Consider the following 16,070-nt stretch of genomic DNA (forward strand, 5'->3'; position numbering starts at 1 on the left):
AATGTACCCACTCTTATCCACTTGAGGACGAGCGTATATTTTGTTCTCTTAGCACCGTGGTCGGTTGCACGCTGTCCATGCGCTCAACGTAAGCCTGATATTGTTGGAACGGAAGCGGCCGAGAGTAATAATAGCCCTGTGACACATCGACACCATAACGTCGCAGTAATGTCTCCGCTTCCTCGGTTTCCACGCCCTCAGCAACGACCATTACCCCCAGTGATCGCGCCATGTCCGTGGTCGCACGAACAATGCTTTGGTGACGACCACTCTTGTGAAGATCTCGCACAAAACTGCGATCAATTTTAAGCTCAGTGAATGGGAGTTGCGAGAGGAAATATAACGAGGAATAGCCCGTGCCATAGTCATCGATCGATACTTCAATGCCACTGGCTGATAGTGCTGTAATCAGTTGTTTTAGCCAGTTGTAGTCCTCTACCATCACCGACTCTGTCAGTTCCAGCGAAATTAAGTTAGTCGGTATGTCATATTGATGCGCCAGCGCGACCACACGATTGGCCAGATCCGGAATATAGATATCAGACGCACTGATATTGATTGACAGGCGGCGACAATGGCCGTTAGTGATCAGCTGCGCTTGCTGCTGGAAAGCCCGCTGAATCACCCACAGAGTGAGGTTATTGATGATACCGACATCTTCTGCCATCCGCACAAACACTTCAGGCGATATTTGCCCGTACTCAGGGTGTGTCCAACGCGCTAAGACTTCCGAGCCATGGACAGAGCCAGTGCGTAAATCAATTTGCGGTTGGTGATACAGCTCTAATTGATCATTCTCGATAGCATCCCTCAGGTCGGTCACGAGAGAAACATGCAATTGATGGTGTCGTTGCTCGTAAGAATTAAAATGTGCATAGTGGCTGGCAAGCGATCGATGTTGATCAATGGCGCTCAGGGCGCGGCTGATTAAAAGGCTTGGGTGGTCACCGTCAGTGGGATAGTGGCAAACACCAATACGCGCATTCACTTGCGTCACAAATGAGCCAACACATAAGTCACCATTTAATCCTTTAATGACGGAATCGAGAATCGTATCGCAAGCCGAGCGGTCGACATCATCAATCAAAAACGCAAACACGCCCTCTTTTAAACAACCCAAACGATAATCCGGCATATCACTGTCGGTTTTCACTCCCAACACAGGTTGCATCATCAACACATCATTAATACGGCCAGCAATCGCGTTAATGTATTCCTCGCGGGCGTGCTCATCTAAATACGGAAGCAGGCTGTTGTAATTATCCACTGATAAACAGCACAAATTGAAACGGGCATTTCGGCTGATCAAATCATTGACCACCATATGTAACACATTGTTATTCGGTAGATAACTCAGCGTGTCATGCGTCAGCGCCTGCATTTCCTGTAATCGCTGGTACCGGAAGCGTTCAGCGAGAGCCAATGAAAAGAAAATCATGGTCATTCCCAGCGACATCATCAGTGCGTAACGTGATAGCAGACTGTAATCAATAACGTTGAGCATCAGAGCGTAGAAAATCACCCCGCCCACCATGGCCGGGATCCAACAGAGGGTAAAGAGCGAGAGCCAAAGTTTCTTCGGTTGCCATTGGTGCCATACATAATAGGCCACCAAGCCATAGACCGGTAATTGCGCGATAAAAACAAATGAAAGCGACACATACGTGGGGGTGATAAAACTTAGCAAGGCCAAGCCAAACAGCCCCCCGGTGGTCATAAAAAAGAGTGAACGCGCGCGCTGATAAAGCCGACTTCGCTCAAAGTCTAGAAAATAGTAGGTGAACCATAATCCCGCCATGAGTAGGCAAACGGCCAACGCCACCAAGTGATTACTGATAAATATCTGCACCGGATCCGGCAAAAAGTAACGACTGAAACCATGATTAACACTCACAAGCAAGGTACTCATTAGAGCGACAAGCACAAAAATGAGATAGACGCGCTGACGACTGTAGACATACACCCCTGCGCTATACAGCGCGACCAAAAAGGTAAAGGTGATGAAGCCGCCCCAAACCAAATGCAAAGACCGAGATAACTGATCAAACGCCTGGTGCGACATCACGCTTAACGGCATGATCGCCATATCATTCGAGGTGACTTTGAGCAGTAATTGGTTATCACGCTCCGGCAGTAAGTTAACCGGAATCGAATCGGGCATTGGCAAGCGGCTCAAGCGTGCCGATGTTTTATCCCCTGCTTTTATCTGTGAGCGCACCTGCTCGCCATCCAAAATATGGTACGCGTCTAGATAGTCAATCAATGGGTTATCGGTGAGCACATGAATGTCGCGCTCAGTCAATCCGTGGTAATTAAACTCAAGCTTGATCCAATAGGTTTGATAAGCCAGCTTCCACGGGATCTCACCCGTGTTATCGGCTTTCGTAAAGGGGGCATGATCGAGCACATAGTTAAGAGATAGCTCGTTCGTCTCGTCAATGAAATAGCTATAGTCCGTATCCACCAGTGATAGTTCGGGCGCTGTGGTGCGACTCAAACTCGTCATCCAAAATCCGACAGCGAACATAACCACCAGTATGAACAAGGTCGTCACCCAAATAAGGGGCTGCCGAGACTGCAATGCGTGCATAAAAATACACTCCTTAGCCAAAAACGAGTCTGCCGCCCAAGATTTACTCCCCTTTCTGTATACATCTTTTAAATTAATCTGTCCGGAAACCTGGGAGGGACTTAATAAAACTAGATAGTAATGGCTATTTTTTCAAACATAACGCCTTTAAAAAGCCTGTCCGCGCCATCAATCAGATATTTCCACGACTGTGGTTGAACCTAAAACAATGAACAAACGTTTTTAAACATAACATTTGTTCGCACCTCGTCAGCTCGCTATACTGATCACCGTTGCAGTCAGCCGTACAGTGTGCGGTGAGTTTGATTCGATCGATGAGCGAGACCAAAATACATGAGTACGCCGACATCCCTAGATAACGTTCACGAAGACACTGATTTGCTTACCGAAATCGCCATTCTGTATTACCAGCAAAGCGCGACCCAAGAGGAGATCGCACGCAAATACAAAATAAGTCGCCCCAAAGTCAGCCGCCTGCTCCGAAAAGCACGTGAGGAAGGGATTGTTGAAATAACGGTGAAGTTTCACCCGGTGCACAGCGCGCAGTTGGAGCAAAGGCTCATGGCGCGATTTAATCTCAAACGCGCATTAATTTCTCTCGATCAGCCCAGTCCCGAAGAGCAGCGCACTCAAGTCGCGACCCTGGTTTCCACTTACTTGGATGGTAACCTCAACGACGGCATGGTGGTCGCGGTGGGACAAGGCCAAAACGTCGCCGCGGTGGCTGATCACCCCGGAGTCGTCTCTCATCGCCAAGCGCGCTTTGTCTGTGCTATCGGTGGTACCCACCGAAGTGGTGATGCATTTAACGCGGATCATATCTGCCGGCGTCTCGCCAAAAAATTTGGCGGCAGCAGTGAAACCCTGTATGCCCCAGCCTACGTCGATAACGAATCAATCCAGCAAGTGTTTGTCTCTCACCCCAATATAAGTGAAACCTTGAACCAGGCGAGAAAGGCAGAGTTCGCCCTAGTCGGCATTGGGGACATGGACGAAAATAGCCATATGGTCAAATTGGGCTGCTTTACCGCACGCGAATTTGTTGAAGCACGTGTTAACCATGGTATTGTCGGAGATATCGGTGGCTTTGATTTTTTCCGTCTCGACGGACAACCCACCGATAATTTGATGCGAGGGCGAGTGGTTGGGCTAGCCATGCCTGATTTGGCGCGTATTCCCAGCGTTATCGCGATGGCCAGTGAAAGTCGCAAAGCCTTATCTATTCTTGGCGCTTTGCGCACGGGCGTGATTGATGTGTTGGCCACCAGTGCCAGCTGTGCGATGGCGCTGCTCAACATGTCTGAGCCTGCCCCCGATGAAACCGCGTTCACGTTTCAACAGGATGAGTAAATTCGTGACGAAAGAGTGAGACTTAACTCTCTTTATGTCGCAATACAATTGACAAGTGACGTAAAAAACTCAAAGATCGTCACATCATTTGCTCAGACGCGTTGCATCTGTTCATATTCAGAGCAAGCGTTAGCACGTAATTCGGCGTCTGGGCCTACCACGTAAAGAAGGTGAGTGAAGATGAGCAACAAACTGGATCAACTCCGTGCCCTAACCACAGTGGTCGCTGACACAGGCGACATCGAAGCGATTAAAAAATACCAACCGCAAGATGCCACAACTAACCCTTCTCTGATCCTCAAAGCCGCGCAAATTAAAGAATATGCGCCGCTGATCGAGGAAGCCATTGCCTATGCAAAATCACATAGCAGCGATGCAGACCAACAGGTTGCCGATACCTGTGACCGTCTCGCCGTCAACATTGGTAAAGAAATTCTCAATGTGATCCCTGGCCGTATCTCTACCGAGGTAGACGCACGCTTGTCGTATGACACAGAAGCCAGTGTTGCCAAAGCGCGCAAGCTAATCAGCATGTATAACGAAGCTGGGATCAGCAACGAGCGCATTCTGATCAAACTGGCGTCAACTTGGGAGGGTATCCGTGCGGCAGAAATCCTGGAAAAAGAAGGGATCAACTGTAACCTGACGCTTTTGTTCTCATTCGCACAAGCACGTGCCTGTGCCGAAGCGGGCGCTTACCTGATTTCTCCGTTTGTGGGCCGCATCATGGATTGGTACAAAGCCAAAGAAGGCCGTGATTTCGAGGCGGCAGAAGACCCAGGCGTTAAATCTGTCACCACCATCTACAACTACTACAAAGCTCACGGCTACGACACCGTAGTGATGGGCGCAAGCTTCCGTAACACAGGCGAAATTCTAGAGCTTGCTGGCTGCGACCGTCTCACCATCAGCCCACAATTGCTGCAAGAGCTTAGCGACGCCGACGGTGACGTGCCAGTTAAGTTAAAAGACGCGGGGGCCACCGAGCAGCGCCCAGCGCGTATGACACATGCTGAATTCTTGTGGGAGCACAACCAAGACGCGATGGCCGTTGAAAAGCTCGCTGAGGGTATCCGCAACTTCGCGGTTGACCAAGGCAAGCTTGAAGACATGATTCGCGAACAATTGTGATCCAACACAAAGCGTGATTTAACACAATAAAAGCGGCTCAGTCCGCTTTTATGATACTGTTTGACCCTATTTCACCTGTTCAACCTGTAGGTAAACACATGGAACGCAAAATGCTAGCTAACGCCATCCGCGCCCTTGCGATGGACGGTGTTCAAAAAGCCAAATCTGGTCACCCAGGCGCCCCAATGGGCATGGCTGATATCGCCGAAGTCTTGTGGCGCGACCACATGAACCACAACCCACAAAACCCAGATTGGGCCAACCGTGACCGTTTCGTACTGTCAAACGGCCACGGTTCTATGCTGATTTATTCGCTACTGCACCTGACCGGGTATGGCGTATCGATTGACGATCTCAAACAGTTCCGTCAATTGCACTCGAATACCCCAGGCCACCCTGAATATGGTTACGCACCGGGTATTGAAACCACCACAGGTCCACTCGGCCAGGGCATCACTAATGCGGTGGGCATGGCAGTGGCAGAGAAATCGCTCGCGGCGCAATTTAACCGCGACGGCCACGACATCGTCGATCACCACACCTACGCATTCTTGGGTGATGGCTGCTTGATGGAAGGTATCTCACACGAAGCATGCTCACTCGCCGGCACCCTAGGCCTGGGCAAGCTGATCGCCTTCTGGGATGACAACGGCATTTCTATCGATGGTCATGTTGAAGGTTGGTTCTCTGACGATACCGCGAAACGCTTTGAATCTTATGGCTGGCACGTAATCCCTGCAGTAGATGGCCATGATTCGGCGGCTATTCAGGCGGCCATTGACGCGGCAAAAGCGGAAACCGGCAAGCCGACATTGATCTGCACCAAGACCACCATCGGTTACGGCTCACCCAATAAAGCGGGCAGCCACGACTGCCACGGTGCACCACTGGGTGATGATGAAGTACAAGCCGCGCGTGAATTCCTCGGTTGGGAGCATGGCCCATTTGAGATCCCACAAGAGATTTACGCACAGTGGGATGCCAAAGAAGCCGGTGCGGCCAAAGAAGCCGCATGGAACGAGAAGTTCGCCGCCTATCAAGCACAATACCCTGAGCTAGCCGCTGAGTTTACTCGTCGCATGAAGGGCGAACTGCCAAGCAACTGGGACAGCGAAACGCAAAAGCTGATTGCCGATCTGCAAGCTAACCCAGCCAAAATCGCATCACGTAAAGCATCACAAAACGTGTTAGAAGCGTTCGGCAAGCTACTGCCAGAACTGCTCGGTGGTTCTGCTGACTTGGCACCGTCTAACTTGACCATGTGGTCAGGCTCGAAAGCGATCAGTGCCGACGATGCCAGCGGTAACTACCTGCACTACGGTGTGCGTGAATTTGGTATGACCGCCATTATCAACGGTATTGCCCTGCACGGCGGTTTTGTGCCTTACGGTGCGACCTTCCTGATCTTTATGGAGTACGCACGTAACGCGATGCGTATGGCTGCCCTGATGAAGGTGCAGAATATTCAAGTGTATACCCACGACTCGATTGGCCTAGGTGAAGATGGTCCAACTCACCAGCCAGTTGAGCAAATGGCCACGTTGCGCCAAACGCCGAATATGAGCATGTGGCGCCCGTGTGACCAAGTTGAATCCGCGGTCGCGTGGAAAGCAGCGGTTGAGCGTAAGGACGGCCCAAGTGCCCTGGTGTTCTCTCGCCAAGGCCTGGCTCAGCAAGAGCGTGATGACGCACAATTGGCTAACATTGCCAAAGGTGGCTACATCCTAAAAGACTCAGCAGGCAAGCCTGATCTGATCTTGATTGCGACGGGCTCGGAAGTCGAATTGGCGATGGAGTCAGCTGCGAAACTGAACGACGCCGGCAAGCAAGTGCGTGTCGTCTCTATGCCAAGCACTGACTTGTTCGATAAGCAAGACGCCGCCTACCGTGAGTCCGTGCTGCCATCAGACGTAACAGCACGTATCGCCATTGAAGCGGGTATCGCCGACTACTGGTACAAGTACGTGGGTCTAGATGGCCGCGTTGTCGGCATGACCACTTTCGGTGAGTCCGCACCGGCTGACGAGCTGTTCAAGATGTTCGGCTTTACTGTTGAAAACGTGGTTAACACCGCTGAAGAGTTGCTCGCTTAATCGCATCTCCACGGCACGTTAATTCTGCGAAGGCCAGTCAGCAATGACTGGCCTTTTTTCTACCCTCGCTTCTCGCATCCTGCAACCCATGCTGTAACAGCGACAGATGCAGCGCGCTTATAGAAAGCGACTCGCCGAGGGACGCACATTAGCATCCAGAGTATCCACCCCTATGTCATTTTGAAGGTGGGCTGGCATCGATGCGATTGGCACTGCTTTCGGTTTACGGCTCGTACCAACTCGCCCTTGAACACCTTGGATAATCGCCAATAACATTGAGGTAACGCCCGCTTTCATTTCTTTCATCGTGATTCCCCTCTCATTGTGTTGTGAAGATGCTAGTCAGGATAAAACCTCAAGTTATATTGAGGTAAACATGGAGTGGCAGAAAAAGGTGAAAAAAGATGGAAATGAGCGTTGGGCAAGTGGCAAAACGCGCGGGGTTAAAGGTGTCTACCCTGCATTTTTACGAGCAAAAAGGCTTGATCACCAGTTGGCGTAATGCGGGCAATCAACGCCGCTACGACCGCGCTGTTCTGCGTCGTCTTGCGGTGATTAAAGCAGCACAACATGTGGGGCTCTCACTTGAAGAGATAGGCGAAGCATTAAGTGAATTGCCCTCTCACCGCGCTCCCACCAAAGAGCAATGGCGTGATATGGCACAGCGCTGGGATGCCACCCTCAATGAGCAAATCGCACGCTTACAGCAGTTACAGGCCAATTTAAGTGGCTGCATTGGCTGTGGCTGCCTATCAATGAAAACCTGCTCGCTCTATAACCCCAATGATGTGGTCGGTGAAGTCACCCAAGATGACAACGTGTTGAATCACCCGAAAATGGGAGTAGCCCAACTGTTAAAAGATTGGGGAAGGGGCGATAAATAGCCCAATCGCAACGCTTCACCCAACGATTAAATAAAAATACTCACAACGCTTTACATGTGAGCGTAATGCTGTATGGTGGTCACAGCTCTGGAACATGGAGCATCAATGATACATCAAGTAAAAGTCAACATAAGCTACGCTATTATCAATATTATAGAGTTTCTAACGTTACCCGCTTTCGCTTTTAGACATTTCATCGACTCCGTTCAAAGCTATCCTATTTTTTGTAATTTAAGAGAGAATGATTATGTCTAATCAAGCAACTGGTATCGTAAAGTGGTTTAACGAAGAGAAAGGTTTCGGTTTCATCACTCGTGACAACGGCGAAAAAGACGTGTTTGTACACTTCCGTGCGATCGTTGGCGAAGGTTTCAAAACCCTAACTGAAGGCCAGCGTGTGAACTTCACCGTTGAGCAAGGCCAAAAAGGCCCACAGGCATCTGACGTTACCGTCGCATAAGAAGCCAGATCTGATTGATAGAGGGCGCTCAGGCGCCCTTTTTTTGTGCCTATAGTTTGGCGAACGTGATCAACACAGCGGATGGCAAAGGATAGACACAACACGTTTTCACAAAAAAGCCCCGGCTATCTGGTGTTGCACCAAGCTGGGGCTTTTTATCAGAGTAACCGACCAAGGGTCACTCGCTACCTGTGACTTAATCAGCCTCGCTGCATTGTCTGACGCTTTTTCAAAAACGTTAACCAGCTCTCTACCGCCTCATCAGGGGCAATCTTTTTAGCAATGCGTGCTTGCTCAAGGGCTTGGTCAAACTGCTTCAGTTTGTAGTAGGCGCGCACTTTTGTCAGCGCTATCTCTTTAGCAGATGCCCCTTTACCCGCCTTATCAAGCGAAGTAAGTGCTTGCTGATAGTCGCCTTGCTGAATTTGCATTAACGCCAATTGCCAATGGTATTGACGGTCTTTTTGTGCGGCTAAACGCCAAGCTGAAACCGCTTGAGGCCATTCTCGCGCTTGCTGCCATAAGCTTGCTTGCTGCGCGAGCGTTTGCGCATCTTGCTCGTTCTCAGGCAAGCGTTTGAGCCACTTCGCTGCCCGCTCGGGGACGCCGACATTGGCATACAACTGCGCCACCGTGCGCTGCTCACTCGGTTCAAGCGCTATCCCTTTTCGCTTGGCGAGTAAATAGGTGCTGATCGCCTCTTTTGGCTGCTCCAAGCGCACATAGTTGGCCGCCAATTGGCGCCACCATTGCTTATTGTCAGGCTCGAGCTTCAACAATGCTTTAAGCGTCGGTGTCGCCCCACGCCATTGCTCAAGTTGTAGCTGCGCTCCCAACTTCAATGACAGCGCTGACACGCTGGCCCTATTTTTTACTACGCCCTGATACGCTGGATAGGCGTTTAATACCTGGCTCCATTGTTCACGCTGATAGTGCGCCTGCATAATCCGCAGCCATACGTCTTCCGCTTGATCCGATTTCTCTTTGGGAACCGAACGCGCCAGCGGATAGTAGTATTGAAGTGCAGCGGCATATTGACCATCAATCAACAATAAATCAGCGAGCATACGCTTGGTTTGCCAGGCTTGCGCATCTTGCAACTGTTCACTGTCAACCGCACGTTGAATATGGACGATCGCCTTGTCGTTATTACCATATTGCCAATAGAACACCCCCAACGCGCGATCGACAAACGCTTTATCGTAGGCGCGCTCAGCAGACAGCGCTTCGAGCACGGCAATCGCCTCACCCAGTTTGGCGTCTTGCTCTAACGTTTGTGCTTTTTCAATCGAGCGAGCCACCGAGGGTGACAGCTGCGCGGCGACTGGCAGTGCAGTGAACAATACTAAGGTAACAATGAGTCGTTTAAACATTAGCGTAAGTTAAACTCCAGTTTCACCTGTTGACCGGGTTGGGCCACGGCTTCTCCGTTAACCACTTTCGGCTCATATTTCCATTTTCGAAGCGCGCGTAACGCCTCTCGCTCAAAAACACGTGGCGGGTTCGCATCGACCACCGTCAAATCTTGTGGACGTCCCGAGGGGCTAATGGTAAAGCTCACCACCACAAATCCCTCTAGGCCACGGCGCATGGCGCGTGGTGGATAGTTGGGCTCGACCCGAAATAGCGGCATCGCCTGCTGATTGTTCGGCCCAGTGCTGACATTTAAATCGCCTAGCGACGGGGCTTGCACCATCACCCCTTGAATATTGCTCTGCACATTCAAGTTAGGCATATCCGGTTGTGGCGCCGCGCTGGATTGTGTCTGCGTTTGCGTGACCGGCGTCGGTGGATCGGGCACCTCAGGCGGTGTCGGGCGCTCCGGCACACTGCGTTGGCGGCGTTGTACCTCGGTATCCGGCTCTTGCATGAAAATATCAATGCTTACCGAGGAAGGCGTCTCCTGAGGACGCTGAGACGACTGTCCGACCATCAACGCCATCAACATAAACAGGCCAAGCGTAAAGACCAACGCCGCCGGCAATGAGATTAGCCATCGCTTCATTACGGCGACTCCGTGGCCAACGCAATGCTACCAATGCCGGCACCTTTCGCCGCGTCCATCACTTCAACCACGGTGCCATTGTAGGCCAACTCATCGGCTTGAATCACCAACGAAGCGTCAGGCTTATCGAGCAACAGGTGTTCAAGGGTCGCTTCCACACGTTCCACATCGACAAGACGCTTATCAATGTACACCTCATTCGAGGCGGTGACCGCGACAAAAATACCCGCCTCTTTTTGGCTGGTTGAGTGGCTGGCTTCCGGACGGTTTACTTCCACGCCAGACTCGCGCACAAACGAGCTAGTGACAATAAAAAAGATCAGCATGATGAACACAATGTCCAACATGGAGGTTAAATCAACCTGCGCTTCTTCGCGCTGTTTTTGGGCTCGAATCAATCGCATTACTGACTCCGAAGCGCCTGCTCCAGCGCGATTTCACGGCGCTGACAGGCTTTAACTAAACGGGCATGGGCAAACATACCGGCCAAGGCAGCTACCATACCTGCCATGGTGGGTAAGGTGGCCATTGAAATACCTGAGGCCATTAAGCGGGGCTCACTGGTGCCTTGACTGGCCATGACATCAAACACAGAAATCATCCCCGTGACCGTGCCTAACAGCCCCAACATCGGACAAATCGCCACCAAGGCTTTAATAAAGCCAAGATAACGGCCGAGATCCTGTTGGGCTTGAAACAACCAGCCTTGGCGAATGGCGCGTGCATGCCAAGAATGGTGATCGGTACGCGCTTGCCACGCCGCAACCCACGCGCGACGTTGTGCGGGGAACCGTGAATACAGGTATAGCAGGCGTTCAATCACCAACACCCAGCACACCAATACCACCACACCGAGCCACCAAAGCACGGGCCCACCTTGCGCCATAAAATGACGCAAGGTGCTCCAAATATCTTGCTGGCCAAGCTGTGAGAATAACTCGACGTCTATCATGCCGCTTGTCCGGTTTCCGCTCTCTGATCACTGTTTTCAGCTTGTTCAGCCACCAAACTAATGCTTTGCTTTTCCAGCATGCCGCGAATGTGATCAGCTTGCCCACTGAGGATATTATGCGCCAGCAGTAGCGGAATGGCCGCAATCAAGCCGAGCACTGTGGTAACCAACGCCATCGAGATGCCATCTGCCATCACTTTCGGGTCGCCATTACCAAACTGGGTGATCACTTGGAAGGTTTCTATCATCCCGGTCACCGTCCCCAGTAAGCCGAGCATCGGTGCTAACGCGGCAAGCAGTTTGAGCATCGAGAGGCCTTTTTCGCAGCCTTGTTGCTCATCCACCACCGCTTCTAATAAACGCAGCTCCAGTGATTCCACATCACGCTTTGGTGCATCATGATAGACCTTCAGCACACGGCCAAGCGGATTATCCTCTGGCGACTCAGGATGTTTAAGCTGGCGATGCATTTTGGCGTGAATCGAGAGCAAGACAGCTCCGCGATAAAGAGCAATTAACAAGCCGACAGTCAATAAGGCCGCGATCACTTTGGCGACGAAGCCACCCTGCGCAAAGCGGTCGCTCAAGCTTGGCGCATTTTCAAGCTGTCCGAGTAAAAAGCCCCGTGATGGATCGACAAGCACGGTCTCACCCACGTTGGTAATGGCTTGCTCAAGCTTTGCGGATGTTAACGTCTCATCCGGTTGGGCGCGGTAGGGAACGGCCACTTGTCGCGCCGATTGCCAGTTTAAATACCCTTGCTCATTCACCAAGCCTAGGTTACCCACTCGCACCACCGACTGTTCCGCCGACACACCTTGCGCATTCACCACAGGTAGAGAAAGGGCTTGCAACTCGCCACTGGTTTGCATTTGCGTGAGCATGCCCTGCCACAGGCTATTAAGCTGCTTGAGCGAGGGCAAAGTATCGGCGGCAACAATATCCGCCACCGTTTGATTAAACGCAGGTTGAGTGATCGCCACATAGCTCGACGCCCCGTCGGTCTGAATGGTTTTACTTGCTTGGCGCACCACACCAAACAGCTCACCCAAACTGCCCGACTCCAAACGCAGCTTATCTTCTAACGACGCCAGTTGTTGCTCGTTATCGCTGAAGGTGTCACTGAGCTTCTCGGTTTCCGCCTCTAACGCGTTGCGCGTGGCTTTGAGCTGATTGAGCTTCTCACGTAGCTCACGCTCGGTCATCGCGAATTGTGCTTCTCGCGCTTGGTTATGCTCACTCGCCTGTTGATGCGCCTGTTGGGTTTGACCAACAAGATCATCAGCGTGGGTAAAAGGCGCAACGACGACAAAACAGGTTACGGCAATCAGGGTTTTCCAGCTCATGATTTCACCCCTTGGTTGGCACTCAATGGCAGAGATAACAATGACGGTGCCATTTGCTTTTGCGCCACCGCAAAGGCCTTATCCACCGCTTCCGCGACACTCGCATCCAATGCGACCCACTGATCATCGCGGGCACTCCACAGCCAATACTGCTTACCATCTAAGCTACGCGCCACCAGCGACATACGGCCCAGATGGAGGACATCGACCTGGTGATCTCGACCATCGAGCACTACGGTATCTTGATAGGCATCAAGCTTGCTGCCATAGTCTCGCTCAATCTGGTATGCCTCGAGAATACGACGGAATTTCTCCGAGTCCGCCACATCGGCACGGGTCATCATGGCTTTAAGTTTTTGTAAACGGGCTTGGCGTTGATCGGCTTTGAGAGGAATATCCTCGGCAAGCCACTGCTCGAGCCCACCCAACATGCGATACATTAAAGGCACGATGCCTTGGCGAGTGTCTTTAATCTCGTCGATTTGATTCCGCAGGCTGGTCGCCTCTTTATCCTGATTGACCACCAAGTTTTGCAAGTGATCGCGATAGATTTCCAGGTTACTGATCTGCGCTTGTAGCTGCTCAATTTCTTGGCGCATGGCCAAGCTGCTATCAGAATGACGATTAATCCGTGACTGTGACTGCGCGGCCTCTTGGGTAGTGTTCCCCTCAATCGCTTGCGCCTTTTCGAGTTGATCCGCACTCACTGCTGGGGTCAGCGCCAAACAGGACGCAACGCCGAGCGCGAGCCGAAATGAAGACAATTTTATCATGGTGATATCTGCAAACATGCTTTGATGGTGTGGCTTTGCCACAAATAAAAGTGAGAATAGTTTCTATTTGCGTGCAATGTACCGAGTTTAGCGACAAAAATCTAGCCTAGCAGGTCCAGAGGTGCGGGAATATTACTCATATCAAGTCACGATAAGCTGACAGTGCTATAAAGCGGGATAGTGCATTTCATCACGATGGTCTGCGCCGATGTGACAATGACTCACTAACGTCAGTTTACTCGTTCCCACTTGTTATCTCACTGGCTACAGCGATCCAGTGGATTACGCAATGGCCGGTGCCGTGGTACTGGTTTACATTGCGCTGTCGCACTTAACCGGCGACGACCATGTCCACTCACTCAGTCGCTAAAGGTGGCGTCGGCACACTGGTGGCCGAGCAGTGATAGAACATAACCTGAAAAATACAGATAGCATAATGACTTACCCTTCACCTAAAAAAAGGCTTTGAGGTACAGATGAACATTGCGACCACAATCAAGAGCATGCTGGCACCTGTTTGGGAGCAAGAAGACGAGCTTTTAGATAAGGTTGTCGACCTTACTGATTATGATGCCGTCAACCAAGCTATTCCCGACGACACACTACCAATTGAAGAAGTGTTTGCCGAAGATGAGTTAGAAGAGGTATACCTAAACTTTGTCCCTTATCTCGATAACGAAGCGATCCTTCCGTTTATGGGCAGCTACGGTAACGCTGTATTTTGTCTCGGCATTGGCGAAGAGAGCCAAGGGTACGTCTACTATTTTGATCTTGATTTTGGCCTACACCTCCTCACCAAGGAAGGCCTAACCACCTTTGTTCGCTCGTTGAAAGACGCGTAATGGCAAGTCGATAAAAGGCATAACTTACGTAAGAGATGCGTGTAAAAATGAAAAAATCATCAAAAAATACACGCTAGAGGTCATTATCCTTGGCTTAATGCTGAGGGCAGCGATTTAGCTTATTGTGTAGGGGGTAAAGTCTAGTGATGCTAGGAACGGCTCGTGCGCTTTGGGGAGATCTAATAAGTTGTGCATCATTTCAATGGCATACTCTTGGCCGGTACCGCGCTTGGGGGAACACCGTAACGCAGAACTGCCCCAAAATCAGTTAGGGCAGCAACTTTACAAGCATTGATAGCCTGTCTTTTCCATACCTAATCTAATCCGTGAAGCAACGCTCAGCGCACAGTAACTCATACTAGTATGCTTACATTGATGGGCTGCACGGAACTGATAATCATGAGAGTAGTTACGTGCAAAATTTAGTCTGTGATGCCAATAGCACACCGTAAAAAGGAAGTAAAATGACTAAGTTTCCAAAGGTTGGACATGAAGTGTGCTTTGGTGATTTCTGCAATGCGATGCCTGAAGAGCTAAGCAATTTCCCAGAAGATGTCTTAAGGCAATGGGTTTACGAACATGGCAAAGGAGATGGCGATGTGGTTGACGCGCTTAATCTCATTCCAAACTTGTCAAAATGGGTTTTTCAGTTGGTAGAAATGCCTAATGCTGATATTAATAGCATCAAGCATTATCCTTACGATGAAAAGCGGTTATTAGATAAAGGGGAATGGTGGTTAAAAACAGGTCGCCATAATGCACCAGCATTTTGTGATTATATGCTTGAGCATGGTACAACCCCTGTTCCGCTTATAGTTGCTCAAAATGCCTCCAATCATAACCATCCCATCATAGAGTATCGATATCCTGAACGCGAAGGACCTATGCTTGAACCCTTTCACTTGCTAGAAGGTAATCGTCGTTTTGCATTACTTAGAGCAATGATTAACAATGGTACAGCTTCACTGAAGGATAAGCACTTAGTATGGGTAGTGACCTTGCAATAACAGGATATACATTGTGTAGTTCTAGATAAACTTGGCAACAGCATCGATCTTAGAAAATACACCTTTGCTCCATTCCAAGTTAATGTTAATACTCAGTGCAGCTCACGATACTGAGTTTTGACGTACATAAAGTAATGAATAGATAAAAGGCCTATCAGAGCTTCCTTATTTGGTTCACTGGCACTATCTATCTCGCTCTGTGAGTTTAAAAGGTGTATTCTGACTTAGTACCATATAATTTGGCAAGTTTTTGATATTATTGTAAATATAAGGTGTGGCGATGAATCAATTGTTCTCTACTCTGACTACATCGAGTTACGATTGGAGTATAGATTTTAAAACAAAGAAGGATTTTATAGCGGTAGCTAACGAAATAGGTTACACCTTCACTTCTTCTAAAACGACTAATGAAGTATCGGACTTTATAAAGAGAAAAGTAGTATCGTTATTAAGTTCAAACGAATGTCCTTACGAAGATTACATCACGGTTTTCAACCAATTCTCTTATGATTTCTATTGTAACAATAAAAATCCTAATGAATTCAGATTTCTTGCTTACCTCAGATTCTTTTTAAATTTTCTGGATGGGTACACCATCAATGAACAAAAATGGATAGAGGCACATAAACTTATACAG

The 16,070-nt window shown here is 49.9% G+C and carries 16 protein-coding genes; 8 read left to right on the forward strand and 8 right to left on the reverse strand.

Going from position 1 to position 16,070, the window contains the following annotated elements:
- Nucleotides 1-13: 13 nt before the first annotated feature.
- Nucleotides 14-2,590 carry an EAL domain-containing protein gene (locus BZG20_RS06600; RefSeq protein ID WP_046075618.1) on the reverse strand — a complete coding sequence of 859 codons (2,577 nt, stop codon included), beginning with the start codon at nucleotides 2,588-2,590 and terminating at the stop codon, nucleotides 14-16.
- A gap of 333 nt (nucleotides 2,591-2,923) precedes the next feature.
- Between BZG20_RS06600 and BZG20_RS06605 the strand changes: the two genes are divergently transcribed.
- The 3 genes from BZG20_RS06605 (at nucleotide 2,924) to tkt (ending at nucleotide 7,164) form a co-directional block, all read left to right on the forward strand.
- Entirely contained in the window at nucleotides 2,924-3,940 is a 1,017-nt protein-coding gene (locus BZG20_RS06605) for a sugar-binding transcriptional regulator (protein ID WP_046075617.1), read from the forward strand.
- 180 nt (nucleotides 3,941-4,120) lie between these two features.
- Nucleotides 4,121-5,071: a transaldolase gene (tal, locus tag BZG20_RS06610; protein WP_046075616.1), complete on the forward strand. Its 951-nt coding sequence runs from the start codon at nucleotides 4,121-4,123 to the stop codon at nucleotides 5,069-5,071.
- A gap of 98 nt (nucleotides 5,072-5,169) precedes the next feature.
- Nucleotides 5,170-7,164: a transketolase gene (tkt, locus tag BZG20_RS06615; protein WP_046075615.1), complete on the forward strand. Its 1,995-nt coding sequence runs from the start codon at nucleotides 5,170-5,172 to the stop codon at nucleotides 7,162-7,164.
- A 117-nt stretch (nucleotides 7,165-7,281) separates the two neighbouring features.
- Here tkt and BZG20_RS06620 read toward each other — a convergent pair whose 3' ends face one another.
- Nucleotides 7,282-7,470: a hypothetical protein gene (locus BZG20_RS06620; RefSeq protein WP_046075614.1), complete on the reverse strand. Its 189-nt coding sequence runs from the start codon at nucleotides 7,468-7,470 to the stop codon at nucleotides 7,282-7,284.
- Between the two features lie 98 nt (nucleotides 7,471-7,568).
- Here BZG20_RS06620 and soxR point away from each other — a divergent pair, with 98 nt between their 5' ends.
- Both soxR and BZG20_RS06630 read left to right on the forward strand, forming a co-directional pair.
- Complete coding sequence (soxR, locus tag BZG20_RS06625; protein ID WP_046075613.1) at nucleotides 7,569-8,048, forward strand: redox-sensitive transcriptional activator SoxR; 480 nt, start codon at nucleotides 7,569-7,571, stop codon at nucleotides 8,046-8,048.
- Nucleotides 8,049-8,295: 247 nt separating this feature from the next.
- Complete coding sequence (locus BZG20_RS06630; RefSeq protein WP_046075612.1) at nucleotides 8,296-8,508, forward strand: cold-shock protein; 213 nt, start codon at nucleotides 8,296-8,298, stop codon at nucleotides 8,506-8,508.
- A 200-nt stretch (nucleotides 8,509-8,708) separates the two neighbouring features.
- Here the strand turns inward: BZG20_RS06630 and BZG20_RS06635 are convergent, their stop codons facing one another.
- The 6 genes from BZG20_RS06635 to BZG20_RS06660 all read right to left on the reverse strand — a co-directional run bounded on the left by BZG20_RS06635 (nucleotide 8,709) and on the right by BZG20_RS06660 (nucleotide 13,575).
- Complete coding sequence (locus tag BZG20_RS06635) at nucleotides 8,709-9,881, reverse strand: BTAD domain-containing putative transcriptional regulator (protein WP_046075611.1); 1,173 nt, start codon at nucleotides 9,879-9,881, stop codon at nucleotides 8,709-8,711.
- Complete coding sequence (locus BZG20_RS06640; protein WP_046075610.1) at nucleotides 9,881-10,513, reverse strand: energy transducer TonB; 633 nt, start codon at nucleotides 10,511-10,513, stop codon at nucleotides 9,881-9,883. The genes BZG20_RS06635 and BZG20_RS06640 overlap by 1 nt, the downstream gene beginning before the upstream one ends.
- Nucleotides 10,513-10,917 (reverse strand): biopolymer transporter ExbD, encoded by a 405-nt coding sequence (locus tag BZG20_RS06645; RefSeq protein WP_046075609.1) that lies wholly within the window; start codon nucleotides 10,915-10,917, stop codon nucleotides 10,513-10,515. The genes BZG20_RS06640 and BZG20_RS06645 overlap by 1 nt, the downstream gene beginning before the upstream one ends.
- A complete protein-coding gene (locus BZG20_RS06650) occupies nucleotides 10,917-11,399 on the reverse strand; it encodes a MotA/TolQ/ExbB proton channel family protein (protein ID WP_231637477.1) in 483 nt (160 codons plus the stop codon). Before BZG20_RS06650 ends, BZG20_RS06645 begins: the two co-directional genes overlap by 1 nt.
- A gap of 62 nt (nucleotides 11,400-11,461) precedes the next feature.
- The gene (locus tag BZG20_RS06655; RefSeq protein ID WP_046075607.1) at nucleotides 11,462-12,811 is read right to left on the reverse strand and encodes a MotA/TolQ/ExbB proton channel family protein; all 1,350 of its coding nucleotides are present in this window, start codon (nucleotides 12,809-12,811) and stop codon (nucleotides 11,462-11,464) included.
- A complete protein-coding gene (locus BZG20_RS06660; protein WP_197075778.1) occupies nucleotides 12,808-13,575 on the reverse strand; it encodes a DUF3450 domain-containing protein in 768 nt (255 codons plus the stop codon). Before BZG20_RS06660 ends, BZG20_RS06655 begins: the two co-directional genes overlap by 4 nt.
- Nucleotides 13,576-14,060: 485 nt before the next feature.
- Here BZG20_RS06660 and BZG20_RS06665 point away from each other — a divergent pair, with 485 nt between their 5' ends.
- The 3 genes from BZG20_RS06665 to BZG20_RS16110 all read left to right on the forward strand — a co-directional run.
- Nucleotides 14,061-14,426, forward strand: a complete 366-nt coding sequence (locus BZG20_RS06665) for a hypothetical protein (RefSeq protein ID WP_077578499.1) — start codon at nucleotides 14,061-14,063, stop codon at nucleotides 14,424-14,426.
- A gap of 464 nt (nucleotides 14,427-14,890) precedes the next feature.
- The gene (locus BZG20_RS06670) at nucleotides 14,891-15,433 is read left to right on the forward strand and encodes a hypothetical protein (protein ID WP_077578500.1); all 543 of its coding nucleotides are present in this window, start codon (nucleotides 14,891-14,893) and stop codon (nucleotides 15,431-15,433) included.
- Between the two features lie 280 nt (nucleotides 15,434-15,713).
- On the forward strand, nucleotides 15,714-16,070 hold a 357-nt coding region (locus BZG20_RS16110), incomplete at its 3' end, for a hypothetical protein (RefSeq protein WP_206744455.1).

The organism is Salinivibrio sp. IB868 (genome assembly GCF_001995655.1).
Classification (GTDB): domain Bacteria; phylum Pseudomonadota; class Gammaproteobacteria; order Enterobacterales; family Vibrionaceae; genus Salinivibrio; species Salinivibrio siamensis.